The 21,715-nt window shown below is 59.7% G+C and carries 16 protein-coding genes and 1 riboswitch; of the genes, 8 read left to right on the top strand and 8 right to left on the bottom strand.

The features are described from left to right. Positions 1-26: 26 nt before the first annotated feature. Positions 27-845 carry a DUF2189 domain-containing protein gene (locus tag ACR0KJ_RS08110; protein ID WP_480626389.1) on the bottom strand — a complete coding sequence of 273 codons (819 nt, stop codon included), beginning with the start codon at positions 843-845 and terminating at the stop codon, positions 27-29. A gap of 89 nt (positions 846-934) precedes the next feature. Then, positions 935-2,530: a GMC family oxidoreductase gene (locus ACR0KJ_RS08105; RefSeq protein WP_480626388.1), complete on the bottom strand. Its 1,596-nt coding sequence runs from the start codon at positions 2,528-2,530 to the stop codon at positions 935-937. Positions 2,531-2,639: 109 nt separating this feature from the next. Here ACR0KJ_RS08105 and ACR0KJ_RS08100 point away from each other — a divergent pair, with 109 nt between their 5' ends. The 4 genes from ACR0KJ_RS08100 (at position 2,640) to ACR0KJ_RS08085 (ending at position 6,761) form a co-directional block, all read left to right on the top strand. Then, positions 2,640-3,878: a TRAP transporter substrate-binding protein gene (locus ACR0KJ_RS08100; RefSeq protein WP_170452808.1), complete on the top strand. Its 1,239-nt coding sequence runs from the start codon at positions 2,640-2,642 to the stop codon at positions 3,876-3,878. Between the two features lie 68 nt (positions 3,879-3,946). Beyond that, positions 3,947-4,612: a TRAP transporter small permease gene (locus tag ACR0KJ_RS08095; RefSeq protein ID WP_480582725.1), complete on the top strand. Its 666-nt coding sequence runs from the start codon at positions 3,947-3,949 to the stop codon at positions 4,610-4,612. Next, positions 4,612-5,970: a TRAP transporter large permease gene (locus tag ACR0KJ_RS08090; RefSeq protein ID WP_170429642.1), complete on the top strand. Its 1,359-nt coding sequence runs from the start codon at positions 4,612-4,614 to the stop codon at positions 5,968-5,970. Before ACR0KJ_RS08095 ends, ACR0KJ_RS08090 begins: the two co-directional genes overlap by 1 nt. An 11-nt stretch (positions 5,971-5,981) precedes the next feature. After that, positions 5,982-6,761 (top strand): IclR family transcriptional regulator, encoded by a 780-nt coding sequence (locus ACR0KJ_RS08085; RefSeq protein WP_170521590.1) that lies wholly within the window; start codon positions 5,982-5,984, stop codon positions 6,759-6,761. Positions 6,762-6,789: 28 nt separating this feature from the next. Here ACR0KJ_RS08085 and metH read toward each other — a convergent pair whose 3' ends face one another. The 6 genes from metH to ACR0KJ_RS08055 all read right to left on the bottom strand — a co-directional run bounded on the left by metH (position 6,790) and on the right by ACR0KJ_RS08055 (position 16,600). Beyond that, complete coding sequence (gene metH / locus ACR0KJ_RS08080) at positions 6,790-9,519, bottom strand: methionine synthase (protein ID WP_480626387.1); 2,730 nt, start codon at positions 9,517-9,519, stop codon at positions 6,790-6,792. Beyond that, complete coding sequence (locus tag ACR0KJ_RS08075; protein WP_480626386.1) at positions 9,516-10,568, bottom strand: homocysteine S-methyltransferase family protein; 1,053 nt, start codon at positions 10,566-10,568, stop codon at positions 9,516-9,518. The genes metH and ACR0KJ_RS08075 overlap by 4 nt, the downstream gene beginning before the upstream one ends. Before the next feature lie 214 nt (positions 10,569-10,782). Continuing rightward, a complete protein-coding gene (locus ACR0KJ_RS08070) occupies positions 10,783-11,082 on the bottom strand; it encodes a hypothetical protein (protein WP_170452778.1) in 300 nt (99 codons plus the stop codon). A 121-nt stretch (positions 11,083-11,203) separates the two neighbouring features. Beyond that, positions 11,204-11,415: riboswitch (cobalamin riboswitch) on the bottom strand. A gap of 95 nt (positions 11,416-11,510) precedes the next feature. Further along, positions 11,511-12,575, bottom strand: coding sequence for an AbrB family transcriptional regulator (locus ACR0KJ_RS08065; RefSeq protein ID WP_480626385.1), 1,065 nt, complete (start codon positions 12,573-12,575; stop codon positions 11,511-11,513). A gap of 220 nt (positions 12,576-12,795) precedes the next feature. Continuing rightward, positions 12,796-13,500, bottom strand: coding sequence for a hypothetical protein (locus tag ACR0KJ_RS08060; protein ID WP_480626384.1), 705 nt, complete (start codon positions 13,498-13,500; stop codon positions 12,796-12,798). A gap of 31 nt (positions 13,501-13,531) precedes the next feature. Beyond that, positions 13,532-16,600: an ATP-binding protein gene (locus tag ACR0KJ_RS08055; RefSeq protein ID WP_480626383.1), complete on the bottom strand. Its 3,069-nt coding sequence runs from the start codon at positions 16,598-16,600 to the stop codon at positions 13,532-13,534. A gap of 158 nt (positions 16,601-16,758) precedes the next feature. On the opposite strand from ACR0KJ_RS08055, the gene ACR0KJ_RS08050 reads away from it, so the two are divergent. The 4 genes from ACR0KJ_RS08050 (at position 16,759) to ACR0KJ_RS08035 (ending at position 21,676) form a co-directional block, all read left to right on the top strand. Continuing rightward, positions 16,759-18,201 carry a metallophosphoesterase family protein gene (locus ACR0KJ_RS08050; protein WP_480626382.1) on the top strand — a complete coding sequence of 481 codons (1,443 nt, stop codon included), beginning with the start codon at positions 16,759-16,761 and terminating at the stop codon, positions 18,199-18,201. A 27-nt stretch (positions 18,202-18,228) separates the two neighbouring features. Then, positions 18,229-19,857, top strand: a complete 1,629-nt coding sequence (locus ACR0KJ_RS08045; RefSeq protein ID WP_480626381.1) for a N,N-dimethylformamidase beta subunit family domain-containing protein — start codon at positions 18,229-18,231, stop codon at positions 19,855-19,857. Positions 19,858-20,271: 414 nt separating this feature from the next. Next, positions 20,272-20,928, top strand: a complete 657-nt coding sequence (locus ACR0KJ_RS08040; protein ID WP_170452763.1) for an outer membrane beta-barrel protein — start codon at positions 20,272-20,274, stop codon at positions 20,926-20,928. A 100-nt stretch (positions 20,929-21,028) separates the two neighbouring features. After that, positions 21,029-21,676, top strand: a complete 648-nt coding sequence (locus ACR0KJ_RS08035; RefSeq protein ID WP_480626380.1) for a sulfotransferase family 2 domain-containing protein — start codon at positions 21,029-21,031, stop codon at positions 21,674-21,676. Positions 21,677-21,715: the final 39 nt, after the last annotated feature.

Genomic DNA, 21,715 nt, shown 5'->3' with positions numbered 1-21,715 from the left:
ATCTTGCTGATCCGGGTTGTGATGGATCACCCCTCCGCCGGTGTCACCGCCCGCTGATACAGGTGCCATGTGGTGTGCCCAAGGATCGGCAGGGTGAAGATCAGGCCCAGAAACGCCGGAGCCATCGACAGCAACATCGTGACCGAGATGATCGCCGCCCAGCCCAGCATGACCACCGGGCTTTCGTTGACGACCCGAATGGACGTGAGCATCGCCGACACGAAATTGATTTCCCGGTCCAGCAGCATGGGCATGGCAACGACAGTCACCGCAAACAGCACAGCTGACAGCAACGCGCCTATGCAGGTGCCGACAGCAAGGAAGGTCCAGCCCTGCGGCGTGAAGAAAACGGTGTTCAAAAACCCGTCGAAATCAGAGAAAGACGCATTCTGCAGGATGATCGCAAGCCAAAGCCGAACCTGGTAAATCCAGACCCAGAAGATGAACAGGGTGACAAAGGCCATCCAGCCCATCTCGCGTTTGCGCTGATCGGCCATGACAGTCAGGATGTCTGACCAGCCGAAACTCTGGCCCTTTTGCAAGCGACGGGACATTTCATACAGGCCCGCAGCAGCAAACGGCGCAACCAGCGGAAAGCCGACAATGGCGGGGATAATCATCCAGATTTTTCCCAGCCAGATCAGGCACCAAACCAGCAGGATACCGAAAACCGCATAGAACAGGCCGAAAAAACCGCTCATGAAAGGGCGCGCCAGAAAGTCGGAATACCCGGCTTTCAGAGATGCGGTGATGTCATCCGCTGTCACCTTGTTGATCTTGGGCGCGGCTGGCTGCTGCGGCGCCAGATTGTCCGGTGGCGTGGACCCTGCGGTTTTGGATGTCATGGCACATCCCTCCTCCGCAGATCAGTTTGCATCAGGTGGTGCATCAGGGCAAGCGAGATGAATGGCGCGGATTGGCACTGTCGCTTGGTTCAACTGCGCGCGGTCAGAAGGTCACTGGCTTTCTCGCCAATCATGATTGCGGGCGCATTGGTATTCCCACTGACGATTTCCGGCATGATCGAGCAATCGGCAACGCGCAGGTTTCCGATCCCCTTCACCTTCAGTTCCGGGTCCACAACCGCGTTTTCCGAGGTGCCCATCGCGCAGGTTCCAGTGGGGTGATAGATCGAAACCGAGTTCGACCGCGCCCAATCCAACGTGCCTTCATAATCGTCGCAAGACAGGTCCGAGCTTGGCCGGAACTCCTCAGAGATCTTCGAGGCCAGCGGGTTGTGGGTGGCGATCTTGCGCGCGATGTTCACGCCGGCGACGATGGTTCGGCAATCGGTTTCCGTTGAAAGGTAGTTGGGGATGATCTTCACGTATTTGGATGGGTCGGGACCATCCAATTGCAGCTTTCCCCGGCTTTCGGGGCGAAGCTGGCAGACCGACATGGTGAAGGCGGAAAACGGATGTACGCCTTCGCCAGGACTGTCGGCGGACCATGGCTGAACATGGAATTGAATATCCGGCGTCTGTACATTCGGGCGGGTTTTCAGGAAGCCGGTTGCCAGGCTGGCCGCCATCGTCATCGGGCCTGCGCGGAAAAGCGCATATTTCAGCGCGATGCGCGCCTGATTGAACAGGCTGCGCACCTCATCATTCAACGTGGGTTCGTTGCATTTGAACACCAGACGGGCCTGCAGGTGATCCTGTAGCCCTTTGCCGACAGCAGGTAAGGCGTGGGTCGGTTCAATGCCATTGGCTTTCAGGTGATCAGGGTCTCCGATCCCGGACAACATCAGGATTTGTGGCGAGTTGATCGCGCCGCCGGACAGAATGATCTCGCGACGTACCTTCAACGTCTTGGTTTCGCCGGACCGGTCCTGATAGACCACTCCGGTCGCCTGTTTCCCGTCCAGTTCGATCTTTGTCACCAGGGCATGGGTGATGATGTTCAGGTTGTCGCGATTGCGGATAGGTTTGAGGTAGGCCACAGCCGCGCTGCACCGTCGGCCATTGCGTGTTGTCAGTTGGAAATAGCCGACCCCTTCTTGTTCGGCCCCATTGTAATCGGCGTTGAACGGATAGCCCGCAGCCTGCGCCGCCGCGACCCAGGCGTCGCAGATCGGGCGTTGGATGCGCATGTTCGACACGGACAAGGGCCCGCCGACTCCGTGGAATTCGTCCTCGCCCCGTTCCTGATCCTCGCAGCGTTTGAACAGGGGCAGCACGTCGTCCCAACCCCAGCCGATATTCCCCATCTGGCGCCAGCGGTCGTAATCTTCTTTCTGTCCGCGCACATACAATAGCCCGTTCAGCGAGGATGATCCGCCCAGCACTTTCCCGCGCGGCCAATCAATGCTTCTGCCGTTCAGGCCGGGGTCGGGTTCGGTCCGATAGCACCAATCGACCGACGGGTTGTGCATGGTTTTGAAATAGCCGACCGGGATGTGAATCCACGGGTTGGTATCCGGCCCACCGGCTTCCAGAAGGGCGACCTTGGTATTGGGATCGGCGCTGAGCCGATTGGCGATGACACAGCCCGAAGACCCTGCTCCGACAATCGCATAATCCACTTCCATGATCGCCTCCTTCCAACGTCGTTGAAAAAAACTCTATGCAAGATGCAGGAATTATACTAGCATTTTTTGATACAAAACGTCTCAATAATTGCGATCAGGGAGGTAAGCAATGGAGATCGGTAAGAAACTAAGCGGGATTTCACGGCGGGATTTCTTCCGCGTGGCCGGACGCTATGGCATGAGCTCGACGCTGCTTGCGGCAGGCGGGTTCGGCGGCGCGATGAGTCTGGCGAATTTGGCGCAGGCCGCTGAATCAAATTACGAAAAACGCTTCTCGAAAGAGCCGAAACATACGCTGAAATTTGGTGCGTCGGGCTTCAATACCCGCAACCTTCTGATCGAGCGCGCCGGGGCCATCGAATTCGCCCGTGACCTGGAAGAACGCACAGATGGTGAGATTCGCATCGAGTTCATCGGCGACAACCAGATCTGCGGACAGCTAAGCTGTGTCGAGAAAACCCAGCAGGGCATTGTCGATATCTATGCGGCTTCGACCCAGAACTCGGCCGGTGGTGCGCCTTATCTGAACGTGCTGGACTATGCTTATATGTTCCCCAGCCGCGCGGCGCAGTATCACTTCTTCTATAGCCCCGCCAGTCAGCGCATCCTGCGCGACCCGCTGGAAAAACGGCACGGGCTGAAGTTCCTGTTCACCCATTGCGAGTTGCGCGGTCTGCAAATGGGATCAACCTTTGCCGACAAGCCAACTGTCACCAAGCTGGAAGAACTGTTCGGCACCAAGAACCGCGTGACGGGCACTCAATTGGGCCGGATCGCCATGCAGCTCTTGAACCTGAACCCGGTTCCGGTGGCGTGGGAAGAAACGCTGGACGCGCTGAAAACCGGTCTGATCGATGGGGCCGAAACATGGGCCTCGGCTGTGGCTTATGCCAACATGGCACCAGTGGTATCGCAGTCGGTGAACCTGAAGTTCTTCTGCGGGACCGAGCATACCTCGATGTCGGCCAAGGTCTTCGACAGTCTGGGCGGTGAGTTGCAGGATGCCGTGATGGAGTCCTCGTACTTCACTCAGGCACTGATTCAGGGCGCAAACGAGGCGGCGCTGTTGAACACCGTTGGCTTCTCGGACCCGCAACTGCCCAATACGATCTTTGCCGAAAACGGCGTGCGCGCGGCCTTCCTGCCTGATGACCAGATCAAACTGGCCGAAGAGATGTGTGCCCCCAACTTCAACCCCGAGCCGTGGGCGCAGTGGCGTGAGCGTCTGAACAAATGGGCGGGTGGCATCGACACCTATCAGGAAATCTATGACATCGCGCGTGAGATCCCGGCAGATATGCTGCCCGAGAATGTCGAGCCGCGCCGCTGGTGGATGGGCCAGGCCTGATAAGCTGATGCGAACCGGCCCCACGCGGGCCGGTTCCAAAAAACACACCGACTGGGAGGACGGGGTACATGTCGTTTTGGGCAGATATCGGCGCGATTTTCAGCGCTTTTCTCAGCCAGGATTCGTTCGAGATTCAATCCGCACTGGAATCCGACGCGGCTTGGGTTTTGGGTGCGGTCGCCTCGGCCATCGGCGGGTTCGTGATCATGCTGATCTATCGGGCAGTTCCCTTTGTCGAACGTCATTTCGAACGGTCTGTGATGGTCTATTCCTACCTCGCGATTGCCCTGATCATCTTTTGGGGTGTGATCGACAGGTTCGTGTTCAACGATCAAGAGCCGTGGTCGACCACGATCCCTCCGCTGCTGTTTATGGTGATGGCCTGGTTCGGAGCCTCCTACAACGTCCGCCTGCGCACGCATCTGAGCTTTAGCGAGTTTCGCACGGCCATGCCGCGCGGAGGGCAACTGGCCTGTCTGATCCTGGATGCAGTCCTGTGGTTCATCTTTGCGGTGATCGTCATCGTGACCACAACGCGGTTGGTGGCCCTGTCAGCCTCGAATTTCCAGATCGTGTTGGGCACCGACAACATCATGCAGTGGTGGTTCCTTCTGGCCGCGCCGCTGTCGTTCTTTCTGATGGTCGGGCGGGTGTTTCAGAACCTCGCCGACGATCTGCGCAACTGGAAAACAGGCGAGCCGCTGATCAAGCAGGCCGTGATCGGAGCAGACTGATGACAGATGGAACCATGGTCACACTGATCTCGCTTGGGGTCACCTTCCTGTTCATGCTGGGTGTGCCGGTGCTGCTGGTCATCGGCTATTGGGTCATCGGCTGTTCATTTGTCCTTGGCCTGACGCTGGACAATATGGGGGCCGAACTGCTGAACGTCTTCAACAAGGGGTTCGCCCTTCTGGCAATGCCTCTGTTTATCCTGACCGGAGACCTGATCAACAAGTCAGGCATTGCGCGCAGGCTCAGCGATTTTGCCTATGCCTGTCTGGGCTGGATACGCGGCGGGCTGGCGATGGCCTCGCTGGGGGCTTGCGGGCTGTTCGCGGCGATCTCGGGGTCGAACTCGGCGACGACAGCAACCATCGGCTCGATGCTGCACCCCGAGATGGTCAAGGGCGGCTATGACGAACGGTTCAGCGCGGCAACCGCTGCGGCGGGCGGGACGGTGGGGATCATCATCCCTCCGTCGATTATCTTCATCGTCTACGGGTTCCTGATGAACCTGCCGATCTCTGAGCTGTTCGTGGCCGGTATCCTGCCCGGCGCGCTGATGGTCTTTGGCATGCAGTTTGCCTGCTGGATCATCTGCCGCATGAATGGCTGGGGCCACCTGATCCCGCTGCAACTGAACCGCGTGCTGAAAACCGCGTTTGGTGCATGGCTCGGCTTCTTCGCCATCGGGCTTGTGTTGTGGGGCATCTATACGGGCAAATTCTCTCCGACCGAGGCGGCGGGCGTGACCGTGGGCTTTTGTGTCATTGCCGGGCTGGTCAGCTATCCAATCAACCGGATCATGGGCGCGCGGAATGACATTCCACCCACCGAGAAGACTTTTGCCGAAATGTTCGTGGTCGAAGGCTTCACGATCCCGGAAATCCCGTCAATTGTGATCCGCTCGGCCCAGATCACAGGTATCCTTGCGCCGTTGATCGCAATTTCAGTGGTGATGCAGCAAATCCTGTCTCTGCTGGGGGCACAGGAAACCATCGGGAACTTCGTGACCTCGATGGGTGGCTACCATGCAGTTCTGTTTACCTCGATGGTGATTGTCTTCTTCTCGGGCATGGTGCTGGAAAGCCTGCCGGTGACCATCATCCTTGCGCCAATCCTTGCGCCGATTGCGGCATCGGTGGGTATCGATCCGATCCACTTCTCGGTGATCTTTCTAGTCGGCGCGTCCATCGGGTTCATTACGCCTCCGTACGGGTTGAACCTGTATGTGGCGTCGGGCGTGACCGGCGTGCCCTATTTCCGGCTTCTGCGCTATACGGTTCCCTATCTGGTGGCACTGCTGTCGGTCTGGATTCTGGTTTCGCTGGTGCCCGATCTGGCCTTGATCCTGCTGCCAAATAACTAGACTGTTGCGGGATGACCGAAGCGGACACAAAAGACAAAGACACCCAGATTCCCACGAACCTGCGCCTGCTGCTGATCCTGGAAGAGGTGGCACGGCGCGGGGTCGCCGTCAAACCCTCGGACCTGATCGACGCATTGGGTCTGGCAAAGCCCACGATACATCGCCTGCTGCAAACAGCCGAGGCTGAAGGGTTTCTTCAGCGTGATCTGGATGGTCGGTCTTATGGTCCCGGTCCGCGCTTGCGGCAGCTGTCGCTGAATACAGTGTCGTCCGAACATCTTCGCACGGCCCGTTTGGCCATTATTCGCGGCGTCGCGGATGAAATCGGCGAAACCTGCAATCTGGCGATCCCGGATCGCGAGGGTATGATCTATCTGGACCGGGTCGAGACGAAATGGCCGCTGAGAATTCAATTGCCGATCGGAACACAAGTCCCGTTTCACTGCACCGCCAGTGGCAAGATGTATTTGTCGACCCTGCGCCCGAGCACTCTGGATGGGTTTCTTTCCGCAGGTAATCTCAGCCCGAATACCGATCGCACGATAACGAAGCCCCAGGCCTTGCGGGCCGAAATAACCCGCGTCGCGCAGAACGGGTTTTCGACAGATGATGAGGAGTTCATGCCCGGTATGACGGCCATTGCGGTCCCGGTGATAGACAAGAACAACAGGCTGGCCGCCACTCTGTCCGTTCATGCGCCGACGCAGCGCCATGATCTGAACAGTTTGAAGCAATTTCTTGCCTTGCTGCAGGACGGCGCGCGCAAACTGTCGGGTTTGCTGACCTCGTAGCCCGGCGATTGACTGACAACTTGTCGCCTTACGCGGCTTCCTTGCGCGATGCCTTGGCCGGGACGTAGTTGAGCACCGGGGCCAGCCAGCGTTCGGCCTCTTCCACGGTCATCCGTTTTCTCTGGGCGTAGTCCTCGACCTGATCGCGTTCCACTTTGCCAACACCAAAATAATAGCTGTCCGGGTGCCCGATATAGAGCCCGGAGACAGATGAGCCGGGCCACATCGCCATGCTTTCGGTCAGCGTCACGCCGGTCGCGGCCTCGGCGTCCAGCAGGCTGAACAGCGTGCGTTTTTCGGTGTGATCGGGCTGGGCCGGATAGCCCGGCGCGGGGCGGATACCGGCATAAGGTTCGCTGATCAGGGCCTGCGGGTCGAAGTCTTCACCCTTAGCGTAACCCCAAAATTCACGCCGGACCCTTTCATGCAGCATCTCGGCCATGGCTTCGGCGATCCGATCGGCCAGAGCCTTGACGAGGATCGCGCCGTAATTGTCGTTGACCTTGTCCAGCCGCTCGGCAATGTCAGAGTCCTCCGGTCCCGCCGTGACGACAAACCCGCCGACATGGTCCGCACTATGGCCTTCCGGGGCGACAAAATCCGACAACGCGACATTCGGTCGATCACCGCGTTTTACGGTCTGCTGGCGCAGCGTGTGCAGGGCGGCCAGAGTTTCAGCGCGATCCGGGCCGGTATACAGCCGGATGTCATCGCCGACCGCGTTGGCAGGCCAGAATCCAACAACCCCTCGGGGTGTGAACCAGCGCTCTGCGATAATCTGTTCCAGCATTGCCTGCGCATCGGCAAAAAGCGCCCGCGCCGCCGCGCCCTGTTTTTCATCTTCAAGAATTCCGGGATAGACACCGCGCATTTCCCAGGTCTGGAAGAAGGGCGTCCAGTCGATATAGCGCGCAATTTCGGCCAGATCCCAATCGGGCAGCACGCGCGCGCCGGTGAAGGACGGAGCAATGGGCTCGTAATCATCCCAATCCAGCTTCAGCGCATTCGCCCGCGCCTTGGCCAAAAGCAGGCGGTTCTTGGCGCGTTCGCCGCGCTCGTGCTTGTCGGCCACATCCGCATATTCGGCCTGAATCCCGGCGACATAATCGGGCTTCTGCGTCGGGCTCAGCAATGCGCCGACAACCCCGACAGCGCGGCTGGCATCGGTGACATAGACCGCCTGCCCATGCGTGTAACGCGGCGCGATCTTGACCGCTGTGTGCACCCGCGACGTGGTTGCGCCGCCGATCAGCAGCGGAATATCGAACGCTTCGCGCTCCATCTCCGAGGCCAGATGCGCCATCTCGTCCAGCGACGGTGTGATCAGTCCTGACAGGCCGATAATGTCCACGTTTTCCTCGCGCGCGACTTGCAGGATCTTCTGTGGCGGGACCATGACGCCGAGATCCAAAATCTCGTAGTTGTTGCAGGCCAGGACAACGCCGACGATGTTCTTTCCTATATCGTGCACGTCCCCCTTCACGGTCGCCATCAGCACCTTGCCGGCAGATTGCCGACCCTCGCCGCCATTCCGGCGCTTTTCTTCCTCCATGTAGGGCAACAAAACGGCCACGGCCTGTTTCATCACACGGGCCGATTTCACCACCTGCGGCAGGAACATCTTGCCTGCACCAAACAAATCCCCCACGACGTTCATCCCGGCCATCAAAGGGCCTTCGATAACGTGCAAGGGACGTTCGGCATTGACGCGCGCGGCCTCGGTGTCTTCTTCGATGAACTCGGTGATGCCGTTGACCAGCGCATGCTCCAGCCGTTTCTCGACCGGCCAGTCGCGCCAGGCAAGGTCCCGGACCTTCTCTTCGCGCTTGTCGCCACGGAAACGTTCGGCGATGTCCAGCAGGTTCTCGGTCGCGCTGCCGCCGGATTTCGGCTGGCGGTTCAGGACCACATCCTCGCATGCTTCGCGCAGGTCGGGATCGATCTGGTCATAGACCGCTAGTTGGCCCGCATTGACGATGCCCATATCCATCCCGGCCTGAATGGCATGGTACAGGAACACCGCATGCATCGCCTCGCGCACCGGTTCATTGCCACGAAAGCTGAAAGACAGGTTCGACACCCCGCCCGAGACATGTGCATGGGGCAGGTTCTGACTTATCCAGCGGGTCGCCTCGATGAAATCGACGCCGTAATTGTCGTGTTCCTCGATTCCCGTGGCGACGGCAAAGATGTTGGGGTCAAAGATGATGTCTTCGGGTGGGAACCCCATATCCTCGACCAGAATGCGATAAGCGCGGGCGCAAATCTCGGTCTTGCGCTCGAAGGTGTCGGCCTGACCGGCCTCGTCAAAGGCCATGACCACCAAAGCAGCCCCATAGGCCAGACACAGACCCGCGTGATGGCGAAACGCCTCTTCGCCCTCTTTCAGGCTGATCGAGTTCACCACAGGCTTTCCCTGCACGCATTGCAGCCCGGCCTCGATCACCTCCCACTTCGAGCTGTCGATCATGATTGGCACGCGGGCGATATCGGGCTCGGACGCGACAAGGTTCAGGTATTCGACCATCGCCTGTTTGCTGTCGATCAGCCCTTCATCCATGTTGATGTCGATGATCTGAGCGCCGTTTTCCACCTGATCCCGCGCAACGTCCAGCGCGGCGGCATAGTCGCGGTTCACGATCAGCTTGCGAAACCGGGCCGAGCCGGTGACGTTGGTCCGCTCACCCACATTCACAAAGGGGATGTCGGGCGTCAGGAGAAAAGGCTCCAGCCCTGAGAGGCGCAGGTGACGGGTCATGCTGGTACCTTTCTGGGGGCAAAAGGGGCAACCGCTTCGGCAATCGCGCGAATATGGTCGGGTGTGGTGCCGCAGCAACCGCCGACCACGTTGACGATGCCATCGCGGGCAAACTCTTCGACCTGAGCGGCGGTCTGGTCCGGGGTTTCGTCATACTGTCCGAACTCATTCGGCAGGCCCGCATTGGGGTAGGCGCAGGTCAGGGCGGTAGCCACGCCCGAAATCTCGGCCATATGCGGGCGCATGGATGCAGCGCCAAGGGCGCAGTTCAGCCCGACGGTGAAAGGGCGCGCATGGGCGACCGAGTGCCAGAAGGCGGTGGGCGTCTGGCCAGAAAGCGTCCGGCCCGAGGCATCGGTGATCGTGCCCGAGATCATCAGCGGCAGGCGACGTCCGGCCTTGGCGAAGCTCTCGAAAGCCGCAAAAATCGCCGCCTTGGCGTTCAGCGTGTCAAAGATCGTCTCGATCAGGATCAGGTCAGAGCCTCCTTCGATCAGCCCGTCGATCTGCTGGCCATAGGCTATGCGCAGATCATCAAAACTGACGGCGCGGTATCCGGGATCGTTCACATCCGGGCTGATCGAGGCCGTCCGGTTCGTCGGCCCCACAGCCCCGGCCACAAACCGGGGTTTGCCGTCCTCAGCCGTGGCCCGGTCCGCCGCGCGCCGCGCCACCTGCGCGCCTGCGACGTTCAGATCATGCACCGCAGCCTCCAGCCCGTAATCGGCCTGCGCGATGGTTGTTGAGGAAAAAGTGTTGGTTTCAAGGATGTCCGCCCCGGCCATTGCGAATTCATACTGTATATCCTCAACCGCCTGCGGCTGGGTCAGCACCAACAGGTCGTTGTTGCCCTGTTGCGGATGATCCGGGTGATAGTGATGCCGACAGCCGGGGCCATGGATGTGACCGTTGGCGGTAAAATCCTCTTCGGTCATGTTCAGCGTCTGGATCATTGTGCCCATGGCCCCGTCAAGGATCAGGATGCGCTGGGCAGCCAATGCGCGCAGCGTCGCGAGCGCGGGTGTGTCGGGCAAGGTAAAGTCAAGCATTCGCGGTATCCAATCGGCTGTGTTGGCCGAAGGTATAGCGCGTTGGCATTATGAGGTGAAATGATTGTTATTCGACAAAATTATGAGCTTGCATCATAATGTGTCTTGTTCGGCGCGCAAATCCAACCGAGTCACCAATAAGCAGCCAAAGCATTGCCCGGCCAAAATCGTCCAAAATGCGGGCGATGGCACAAGCTGAATTGCCCGCATGAGGTTACAAGGCGGCGCGGCGCGCGCGATGGCCCCCTCGGCGCTGTTTTGCGGGCAGGGCCAGGAACAATGGTTCCAGGGGCATCTGCATGGATCGGGCCAGCAAGTCGCAGAACACAGCGATGGCGGGTGAAGTCTCGGCAAACGGTTTGGCCTTGGCCAAAGCAATCCGTGCCTGCGCATGGTAGTTTGCCGAACCGGGCAGGCCGCCCAGCCATTGCATATAGCCCATCTGCCCCAGTTCTTGCGCGCGCTGCGGTGGCACGTGGCCGGTATCCAGTTGGGAAATGGTCAGGTCAAGCATAACGACGCCCTCCGCGCTTTTGGGCGGCCTGTGGGGGCATCAACAGTGATGTCTGGCCAGTGCGGTCCATCTCTTGTCGCTCCGTCCACGGGCACCCCGCCCGAGTTAAGGTGACTGCGGCACATATGCGCCTGAGATGGCAGGTCTCCTGACTTGCGGTTCATCGCTGTCCCCGTCCTTCCCGGACAACCCAAGCGGGGTCATCCAGTGGTCTGTCGGGGGTCGCTCGCCGCTTACAGTTGCGGGGGCAGTTGCGGCCTTGGGCGTTTGCCCGCACCGCATTCCCTTTTCAGCCGACTCAGAGCGTCGGACACCATCGGCTGCACAGTCTCATAAGGCCAGAGCCCTGTCTACTGGTGCCAGCAAAGCACGCAGCGTCGGATTGCAACCCGGAAGGAATTGAATCCAAATCAAACTGCGAAACCCCTCTAATCCCGAGAGCGGGACCAGCGCACCAGAAGACTGGCCGCGATGGGCGCGCCGATGATCACCAGAACGATCCGTGTCAGGTGGTGGGTAATGACAAACCCGAGATCCGCGCCCGAGACGATGGCCAAGACCGTCATTTCAGCCTGCCCGCCGGGGGCATAGGCTAGGAAGGCCTCAATCGGTTGCCCGAACCCCAACGTGGTCACAAGGGCCGTGAAGGCCGCCGCAAGTATGGCCAACACAACAACATAGGCGCAGCCCGCCGCCACAACTTTGCGCAGCTCGACCCATGTGACACCGATAAATTTTACGCCGATGGTGCAGCCGATAAAGAATTGCGCGACAAGGATCGCCTCGCGCGGTGGGCGGGTGTGGATGAAATCGCCCAGTGACAAGGCCGCAGTCAGGATCATCGGGCCCAGAATGGACGCTCCGAACAGGCCGATCCGCTCACCGCCTTTCCAGCCGACAATGGCGGCGACGACCATCAGCGCCAGTTCGTGCAAGGGCAGGTCGCGGGCGGGTTCGCCAATGGGGTTGGTCAGGTCAGCGTCGTAGAACAGGGTCAGGAACAACGGGGCGAGCGTCACGATGATCAGCACGCGCGTGCCATGGATCAGGGACAGGGCGCGCGGATTGGCACCGGCCTCGGTGCCGAAGATGATCATGTCCTGCAACCCGCCGGGCATCGCGGCGTAAAAGGCCGTTTTGTCGTCAAAGCCCCAGACCTTGCGAAAGAACGGCACCCCGACCAAAGCGATCAATAGGATGAAGGGCGGGATCAGAGCAATTGACGCTGCCATTTTCGGCAGTTGGCCAAACAGATCAGGCGTGATCGAAGCCCCCACCGCCACGCCCAGGATGGTACGCGCCGCGACCGAGATTTGCCCGAACCCCTCCATCGGCGCATGCGCCAGTGCCGCAATCAGGCAGGTGGTCATGGGGCCGAACAGAAAGGGCAGGGGCAGGCCCAGTATCCAGAACACGACCGTTCCCAGCACGGCAAGGCCGAAGGTGATGGCCCGCCTTACGGGGCGGCTTGGGGATGTGGCTTGGACGGACAAATTTCAGGCCCGATGTCATAGGATCAATTGTATCCAATGGTATACAGATGGGCGCGGTTTGCAAGACCACGCGCACCGACCATTCAGCATGCCCGTTTGAAGGGCGGCCCGCGATGCAGCTTGGCGCTATCAGCGTGTGTTGGAAGAGATCCAGGAGCGAGGTGTCGAAATCAATGCGAGTGCCACTGAATTCGTTTCAACCCCAACAATCCAACAGGGCTTACGTGGGTGCCGACGCGCCAAACGCCGCCTGATAAGCCTTGTTGCTTTTTGCCCAGTCGATCAGTTCCTCACCCGCTTCCAACGCGGCCTTCTCGTTGGGCGCATTCGAAATCGCGTCGAGCCGCTTGTGAAGGTCGGAACTGGGGTCTGCGGTCATCGCCCCAACCTCCATCACAAGGCTGACATTCGGGGGCGGGGTGTAGACATAGCCGTTCTGCGACTGAGCTTCGATCCGTTTGAGCAGGGCGGGCACGATGGATGCGGTGTCATGCACATAGTCCCAATTGGTCGAAAGCCCCTGAATCATCGGGTTATCGACCCCACCAAACAGCGTCACCGGTGTCGTCTTGTAGATCACAAGGGGCATTCCAGCGGCGTAGGCTGTTGTCACCTCGACAATACTGCCGCCATCTGGCACCCGGCCATCCATGTTGAACACAAGGCTCGAACAGCGCCCGAGCAATTGGTAGATATCCTGCGCGTAGCCGACCTTGAGGATGATATACAGCATCTCCTGGCCCTTTTGCGACCAGACCTCAGGGTCCTGCAACATATCCATCATCTTGGCGATCTCGACGCCGTCGCGCGGGGCGAGATAGGTTCCGAACCCTCCGGCCTCGAGCACGGCGGCGATGTTATATTGCTCCCAAAGATCACCGACGCTGAACATCGGGCCCGAGCAGAAAACGATATGGTCTGTCATGAAATGGTCCTCTGGTTAAAATTCAGTGTCGTCAGGCCGGGTCTGAAGCGGCTGCGCCGGGCTCCAGCCGACCGGCCCAATCGGCAACCAACTGCGCGCCTTCGGCTTCGCGCGCGGTGCCGGTTAGCATATCAGACAGCACCCGCGCACAGCGCAGAGCCAGCGAAACCGATCCGGCAGCCCCGGCTTCGTCAATTGCGGTGCGCAGCAGCGCCTCGGCCTCATCTTGTCGGTCCAGAACAGCCAGCACCTGTGCTTTCAACCGCATCAGGTCCGGGTTCCAGACCGGCTGGTTCAACATCCCCGACATTTGCAGCCCGGTGTCAACAATCGCCAGCGCTGTATCCGGGTCATCATTGGCCAGCCGCGTGTCAGCCATGATCGCAAACCCCATACCCGAACCTGTCTGACTGCCGGTTTTCGCCAACAGAGCCAGACCGGCATCAACCTCCTGACACCGCTTGTCCGGCGGGTCGATGGGTTGCCCGGCCCGGAACAACTGGCTTAGCCCGCCCCAAAGCGGGATGCCAAGCTGGGTGCAGGTCTCGTAGGTCTCGGTGGCCAGCGCATAGGCGCGGTCACTGTCCCGGCGACAATGCAGGGTTATGATCAGAAAGGCCCGTGCGGCGGCCAAGCTGAGCGCCGAGTTCAACTCCTCGGCCAGCGCCAACCCCGCCTCGGCACGTTTCAGCGCCGTATCGGGCGCGCCGCACCACCAATGGGCCACCGCGCTGACCCCATAGGCCAGAACGCCCTGATCGGTGCCAATGCCATAGGTAACTTCGGCGTAATCCTCGGGGCGGTAGAGACGGATCGCCTCTTCTGCATGTTCAACGGCAATCTCACCTTCGCCCAGTTGAAACCGCAGAAAGGCAAGCGTGGTATGGGCGCGCAACATGCCGATCCGGTTCGCGCCCGCGCCGGGCATAGCCAGAATGCGGTCGGCATATTCTATGCCCTTAGCGCAGTCTCCCTTGTCCAGAAAATGCGCGGCCAGCCCGTTCAGCGCCGATGAGGTCTCATCCGCGTCACCAAGACGTTCGGCCAGTTCCAACGCGCGATCCAGCACCGGTTTGATTTCGGGTGAGGCAAAGCCCCGCACGCCCATGATCGCGTTTTCCAACGGGATCTGGATGGACAGCTCGATCTCGTCCCGCTGGCGGTTTTCCTCGGTCTGCTCCAGCGAGGCCAAAGCACGGCGATACAGCACCGTTGCATCCTCGACCGCAGCTTGCTTGACCGCGCGCAGCCCGGCGTCGCGGTACCAGATGGCGGCATCGGTAAAATGCCGGGCAGCATGCAGGTGATGGGCGATCTTGTCGGGCTGTTCCGCCGTCCCATCCTGAAGGCACGCAGCGGCGCGGGCATGCAGATCGGTCCGCTCGGCCCGCAGAAGCGTGGCATAGACCGCGTCCTGCGTCAGCGCGTGGCGGAACATGTAGCCATCGTTGGTGCCCGAGCGCGGGCGTAGAATATCGGCCTCCAGCAAATCCCCGACCGTTCCGGATATCTCGACCTCATCGCGCTGGGCGACCTGGGACAGGATCGACATATCCAGATCCTCGCCCAGAACGGCGGCGACCTGAGCGGTCTTTTTCGACTCGGGCGACAGGGCGTCCAGCCGCTCCATGATCAGGCTGTTCAGGGTTGGCGGAACCGCGCGGCTTTGGCGGTGTCCGGTCTGGTTTTCCCCGGCAAAGCGGGCCAGTTCTTCGATATACAGGGGGTTGCCTGCGCCGCGTGTCAGGATATCTTCCAGTACCGCATCCGACAGGTCCGCGGGGGCTGCGGCCCGTTGCGCCAACTGCGTCGCCTGGTCGTGATCCAACGCTGCAAGCGCGATCACTTCGGACCGTTTTGCGGGCAGCCCCGGACTGCCATCATCGCGCTGCGCCACAAGGCAGAAAACCGGCAGCGGCTGAGGCCAGTCGAGCAGCATCTCCAGAAGTTCCAGGCTGGTGGCGTCACACCAGTGAAGGTCTTCGCAGACCAGCACGACAGGACGATCAACCGCAAGTCGTGCAAGCCAGTGACCGAGGGTCAGAAGGGTCCGGTGGCGCAGAGTTTCCGGGCTGGAATTTTCCAACGCGGCCGTGTCGGAGGTATGGATGCCAAGCAACCGGGCAATCAGCGGCACGGTCTCGTCCGGTGCATTGTCTTGTTGCGTCACACCCTGTCTGAGACGGTTGAGCGCCTCGTCGTCCTCCATGCCCGGAGTGATACCAAGGCTTTGTTGGATCAGCCCGATGAAGGGTGCAAGCGGCGCGCCTGACGACAGCGCGTCACACTGTACCCCAAGCCAGATGTGGGGCGTTTCGGCCAATTGGGCCCGGAATGCACGCAGCAGGCTGGTTTTGCCAATCCCCGGATCGCCTTTCACCGTTGCCGCGACCGGCCCGTGTTCGGTTGCCTTTTGCCAAAGTTCGCGCAATTGGCCCAGCACCGCCTCGCGCCCCAGCAGCAGGGTCGAGCCTGTGATGCTTCCCGACCTGGCATTGGCAGTGGCAGGGCGCAATACGCGGTGCAGAGGCAATGGGCGGGCAACGCCTTTCAGGTCAACCGGTCCCAGAGGTTGCGATACGAATTTCTGTTTGAACAGCGACATCACCGGATCGCTGACCAATACTGTTCCGGGACGGGCCTGCGCCTCGATCCGGGCGGCAATGTTCACTGTTTCACCAAACAGAACATCGCGCCCGCCCTGTTCGCTTTCACCCACCACCACCTCGCCGGTATGCACCCCGATGCGGGCCTGCAGGCGTGGTGCGTCCGGGTCCGTACCGGGCAGGGGTTGTTTCATCGCGTTCAACAGGTCCAGCGCGGCCCGCACAGCGCGCTCAGCGTCGTTTTCCCGCGCCTGCGGATAGCCGAAATACAGCAGCAGGCCATCGCCCAGATATTTGGCGACCCGTCCGCCATAGTCTGTGAAAATGCGCCGTCCGGTTTCCTGATAGGCAAGGATCAGCGCGGCGTAATCCTCGGTGTCGATCCGGCCGCTCAGATCGGTCGATCCAGCCAGATCGACGAAGACCACAACAAGCTGTCGGCGCTCGCCGACGACATTGTGCCGGTTCGAGAGGTCTTCGTCGGAATGAACCATCTCTGCCCCCTGAAACGCCCCAAAATAAGGTTTAACGCGTTAACTCTTTCAGCTTGACCGTATGAGTTCCCCGGCGTCAAGTAAGAGTTGGCGCCTCTGACCCGGGCCATATCCCCGGCAATCGCCTTAAAAAACGGGCCGCAGGAGAATGCACAATCATGAGCGATATCCGGTACATCAGCCTGTCCGACATGCATTTCGGGGCCGATAACAGCATCCTGACGCGGCTGACCTCGACCGATGGTAAGGTGGACCCGAACCATCCAAGCGATCTGCTTGTGCAACTGGTGGGCTGCCTGCGTCATCTGATCAACGCAAACGGGGATGCGCCCCTTCCGACCCTGATCCTGAACGGCGATATTCTGGATCTGGCCTTCAGCACCAAGACCGTTTCGGCCATGGCGTTTCAGCAGTTTCTTGAACTGGCCATGCCCGAGGATCCCGATAGCCGGTTGTTCTCGACCAAGATGATCTATCTGCCGGGCAACCATGATCACCATCTGTGGCAAACCTGCCGGGAGCGCCGGTTTGCCGATCATCTGGCAGGGTCCGACTGGCAGGACAGCGCGCCAACCGTGCCGCATACCACGCCGCTGATGGACCCCGATCCGCTGTCTGATTGCCTGCTGCAATCGATTGGCCGACGCTTGCCGTGGCTGTCCGATCTTACGGTCGAAACGGTCTATCCCAACCTGGCCTTTGCCGCGGGCCAAAAGCTGGTGATCTATACCCACGGTCACTTCATCGAAGACGTCTATCTGCTGGCCAGCACCTTTGCCGATACCCTGTTCCCCGACACCAAGCCCCCTGTCACGATGGAGGAATGGGAGGCGCAGAACTTTGCCTGGATCGATTTTGTCTGGTCCCTGATCGGTCGTTCAGGCCGGATCGGGCCGGATGAAGAGATCATCTATAACCTCGGCAACAGCCCCAAGGAACTGGGGGCGCTGGCAGGCGCGGCGGTCCGGCGTTTTCTGGAGGCCAAGGCCGGGTCACTGGGCAAATCGCTGGGCGAGGGGGCCGGAGAACTGGTGGGCGATCTGGTCGGAAAAGCGTTCGAGCGAGGCTCGGCGCAGCATCTGCTCAGCGATGGTGGTGCAGGTCTGCGTCGGTTTTTGCAGGTTCCGGTTCAGGGTCAGATCAGGGCCGCCTATGGCGACAAGCCGGTGCCCGCCGACATTTCCGTGGTTTTCGGCCACACGCACAAGCCATTTGAGAAAGTGATGGAGATCGAAGATTTCACTGCCCCCCGTTTCACCGCCGTCAACAGCGGCGGCTGGGTGGTCGACAACCCCGACCCGCAACCCCTGATCGGAGGGGCGGCGGTTCTTATGGATGGCGACCTGAACCTTGCCTCGCTGCGCTTTTATAACGAAGCGGATGCCCCAGGTGATTACCGCGTGGCGTTGCATAAGGCGGGGCCCGAGGGTGCCGATAACCCCTTATTCGACCGGTTGTCCTCGCAGGTTGACGGCACTCAATGGCCTTGGGCACAGTTTTCGCAAACAGCCGCAGTTGCGGTCAAAACCCACAATACGCGGCTTAAGGCGTTTCTGGCCGCCTATGAGCCAAGCCGGTCCGAAGATGCGACCAAAGCCTGAACTCGACCCATCGAAGCCGATCCGCCAATGACACGTTCAGAATCCAGCGAACCGGCCATCACGCCACGAACCCGCGCCAAGGCGCGGCATATTCTGGACAACTATTACATTGGCCCGTCCCGTGACGCCGATGTGCTGGAGATCTGGGGTTACACCGACCGCATGACCTACGCCCCGGGTGAACGCGTGGCGCTGCGCGTTTCGACAACCGCGCAGAAATGGGATCTGGAGATTGGCCGGGATGGGGTCTCCTACCAGCCCGTGCTTCGGGAAAGCGGGTTGAAGGGGGTGCATCAGGATACGCCCTTCGACTGTTCGGTTTCCGGGTGCGGTTGGGAGGTGTCTTACGAATTCACCATTCCTGCCGACTGGCCCGCAGGCGGGTATCTGGTGACGTTCAGGGCCGAGCGAGACGGGGATCGCGTCGAAGAACACCATCTGTTTCTGCTGCGCCGCGCAAAGGACAAACCGGCTGCGCCCTATCTGTTGGTTTGCGCCACGGGCACATGGCTGGCGTATAATTGCTGGGGCGGGTCCAACCATTATGAGGGTATCACCGGCCCGGACCAGAATGCCTTTTCACCTGTTGTTTCAACCCAACGCCCCTGGACGCGGGGGTTTTGCAAACTGCCAGCCGGGGCCCCTCGGGCGGTGCCTGACAGGGCTCATACTGCTGGTGAGATGGTACGTTACCCCTATATGGAATGGGCCTACGCCTATGGGTATTCGAAGAAATATGCCTCGGCCGGGTGGGCCAGCTATGAACGGCATTTTGCAAGGTGGGCCGAAGAGCAGGGTTATGAATTCGACTTTGCCACCCAACATGATCTGGAGGCTGATCCCGACCTGTTGGAACGCCACAGATGCGCGGTTTTTGTCGGGCATGACGAGTATTGGTCGGCGAATATGCGCAAGGCCGTGAATCGCTTTGTCACCAACGGCGGTCGGGTCGCCCGGTTTGCAGGGAATTTTCTGTGGCAGACCCGGATCGAAGACGAAGGGCAGACCCAGATCTGCTACAAATACACGGCAGAGCTCGATCCGCTGGCCGGAACGGATCAGCAGCATCTGGTGACAGCAGCGTGGGAGGTTGATCCGGTAAACTGGCCGGGTGCCCAGACATTCGGGGTGAACGGGCTTAAGGGTATCTACGCGGGCTTGGGCAGGTGCGCGGGGCAGAACAGCGGTTTCACGGTCTACCGCCCCGATCACTGGGCGCTTGCCAGAACGCAATTGGGCTATGGCGACCAACTGGGAAGCAGCTCGCGCATTTACGGGTATGAGGTCGACGGGCTGGATTACAGAATGGAGGATGGCCTGCCGTTTCCGACGGGGACCGATGGAGCCGACCCCAAAATCACTATTCTGGCCATGGGTCTGGCAACAAACCTAGAGCCGGATCACGGAATTTGGGGTGAGACGATGTATATCGGCAGCGCCGACGCTGCTTTCAAAGCACAGACACTGTTCGGCGAACTGACCCAGGAAACGCTTGACCGCAGCACGCGCGGAAACGGAGTTATTGTGCATTGGGAGCGTGGGCAAGGCGAAGTCTTTACCGCCGCCACCTGCGAGTGGGTCATGGGCCTGACACGCCGCGATTGGCAGGTCGAGCAGATCACCCGCAATGTTCTGGACCGGTTTGGGCGGGCTTGACGCGTTCTGCCAGTGCCCAGAAAGTTCCCTTCCTTTTGGGGTTTAGGCAATTTCTTGCTGGATTTTGAGAACACGCGCAGATCGTTGCGATGATTTGGTCAGAGCATCCGATCACTCAACGGGTGCAATGTGGCTTTAGCGCCATGCGGCGAACATGTCCCGAGTGTTCAGGACGATAAGGGATTTAGGAATGCGCTTGCCCGTGGTATTCTCAAGATGAGACAGTGAGTTACGAACGGGCCGATTTGATCAGGCACAACTTGGAAGATGCCCATTATTTTAGCGACTGTTGCGGGTATGTCCCGCAGGCGCGCGAAAAGAATAAGTCGTTTTTGGCTTTTCAGAAGGTGCTGCTAGATTTTGTGTATCGGGCGCTGTAAGGCGGCGAAAAAAGGAACGATTGAGGTGTTACGTATGTCGAAGATGCGAAATGCGGTAGCAGGTATTGTGCTAGCACAGCTTGCGCTGTTCATTCCAGAAACCGCGCAGGCGCAAGATGGGCTGACAGGGGCTGACGGGGCCTTTCATGGCCTCTATGCCGGGTTGGAAATTGGCGCTGCCACGGCAAGCGGTGACACGGATTACCCTGTCTTGTCCGGTGGAACCTTAGATGCCTCTTTCGATCCGGATAACGGACGCAGTTTTGGTGTCTTGGTTGGCTACAACCTGCAACGCGGCAATATATTGTACGGCGCCGAAGCGCGGTATTCCAACCTGTCTTACGTGCTTGAACGCGGAGCACCCGCACCGGAAAACCGTGAGGTCATGGATTTCGCAGATGTACGCGGGCGCGTCGGATATATCCGCGGTGATTTTCTGCTTTATGGTGCCGTGGGTTGGTCCTGGTCGCGCCTGCGCGTTCATCCAAGCGCAGCTTTTGAGTCTCGGGAAAGTCAAACGACGCTGGATGGTTTCAATATCGGCGTGGGCGTCGAATACAACGTCACGGATCGCTGGTTCGTTGCCGCTGATTACACCTATCGCGACGTCTCGGGCCAGTTTGATGAAGCTTCCAACGACAGTGACTTTGATCTGAGCACCATAACCGCGCGTGTCGCATATCGGTTCTGATTGCGACCGCGCCGAAGTGGCGGTACACGCTTTTGACCGCTGAACCAACCGATCACCAAAGCCGTACCACGCCGACACGTGGCACTGTTAAGGACGCCGGATGCCTGTATACACAAATCTTCGCACTGTTTTTGTGCATATCCCGAAAACCGGCGGGTCGACTGTGACCACTTTGCTGAAGCGCGACCATCTGTTGAGTCGTCGTGTGAACGAACGCCATCCACAGGATGAAGAACGCGCGACCATTTCCGGGCTGCTGAAACTGGTGGGGGATGAGGCCGATGACTACTACAAGTTCGCGTTCGTCAGAAACCCGTGGGATCGCTTTGTCTCGGCCTATCACTATGTGTGCCAGCGGCGCCCGGATTTGACAGAAGTCAGCGATTGCGGGTCGTTTGACGAGTTCATGGCGACATTTGCGCGTGACCCGGACCGCTTCCTCAAGATCCGGTATTTCATACCGCAGAGCTACTTTCTGACGACACGCTCGGGCGAAATGCCGATTGATTTCATCGGCCGGTTCGAACGCTTTGATGACGATCTCAAAGTGGTGATGAAACAGCTTGGCCTTCGAAGGTCGACGGTACGCCACAGGAAAAAGACGGCCCGTTCGGACTACCGTGACTATTTCGATGACGACAGCCGGGATGTGGTTGCGCAGGCCTATGCGCGTGACATCGAGCTGTTTGGCTATTCCTTTGAAGACGGAAGCACCCGAAAGAATTCAAAGTTCCTTGGCCTGTTCTAAGCGGGTTTAGACCGAAACAAAAAAAGCCCGCACGTCGGT

The organism is Ruegeria sp. AD6, assembly GCF_056542325.1.
Note: the sequence above shows the minus strand (reverse complement) of the source record. Positions and strands in the feature narration are given on the sequence as shown.